The organism is Blautia sp. An46 (assembly GCF_002161645.1).
In the GTDB taxonomy this organism is placed as follows: domain Bacteria; phylum Bacillota; class Clostridia; order Lachnospirales; family Lachnospiraceae; genus Blautia; species Blautia ornithocaccae.
In genome coordinates, this window is record NZ_NFIF01000052.1 from 1 (window position 1) to 1176 (window position 1176).

Genomic DNA, 1176 nt, shown 5'->3' on the forward strand with positions numbered 1-1176 from the left:
TTCCGTCCTTGTCGTGTCCGGCTATTTCAAGAAAGACACTACCACCACCGCCGCCGACAAAATGGCGCGGGTACTGGAAGCGGAAGCCGCTGCTACACAAAAACCGGCAATTTGACAAATCATAAAGAAGCAGATTTTACACTTTTGCCGCTATACAGCCCGCCCTATTCCGTGGTACAATGAAACCACGGAATAGTGGGGCTGGCTGTCGGAAACGGAGGATTTTATGTTAAGACAAGCCACCCAAAACCTCATTACCGCCCTTTATCCGAGATTGTCCCATGAGGACGAGTTGCAAGGCGAGAGTAATTCCATATCGAACCAGAAAAGGATTTTGGAAACCTACGCCAAGCAGAACGGCTTTACTAATCTGCGCTGGTACACCGACGACGGCTTCTCCGGCGCGAACTTTCAAAGACCCGGTTTTCAAGCCATGCTTGCAGACATTGAAGCCGGGAAAGTCGGAACCGTCATAGTCAAGGACATGAGCCGGTTAGGGCGAAACTACTTGCAGGTAGGGTTTTACACGGAAATGCTGTTCCCTCAAAAGGGAGTGCGTTTTATCGCTGTCAACGACAATGTGGACAGCGCAAACGGCAGCATGGACAACGATTTTACCCCTCTGCGAAATCTGTTCAACGAATGGCTGGTGAGAGATACGAGCAAGAAAATCAAGGCAGTAAAACGAGCAAAAGGCATGAGCGGCAAGCCTGTTACCAGCAAGCCGGTCTATGGCTACCTCATGGACGAGGACGAGAACTATATCGTTGACGAGGAAACCGCGCCGGTTGTCCAGCAGATATACCAGCTTTGTCTTGCCGGGAATGGCCCGACCAAGATTGCCCGTATGCTTACGGAGCAGCAAATCCCCACGCCGGGGACGCTGGAATACCGCAGGACAGGCAGCACACGCCGCTACCACCCCGGCTATGAGTGTAAATGGGCGACAAACACCGTCGTTCATATCCTCGAAAACCGGGAGTACACCGGCTGTCTGGTAAACTTCAAGACGGAAAAGCCCTCTTACAAGGTCAAACACAGTGTAGAGAACCCCGTGGAGAAGCAGGCCATTTTTGAGAACCACCATGAGCCTATCATAGACCGGGAAACATGGGAGCGCGTGCAGGAGTTACGCAAGCAGCGCAAACGCCCGAACCGCTATGATGAAGTGGGGCT

General features: G+C 52.2%; 1 protein-coding gene and 1 pseudogene. Both read left to right on the forward strand.

Translation table 11 applies throughout. The features are described from left to right. A pseudogene (locus tag B5G00_RS18425) lies at positions 1-115 on the forward strand (hypothetical protein); the annotation flags it as partial. A gap of 111 nt (positions 116-226) precedes the next feature. Next, positions 227-1176 (forward strand): recombinase family protein (locus tag B5G00_RS18430; protein ID WP_162613536.1); only part of this gene is annotated, 950 nt, incomplete at its 3' end.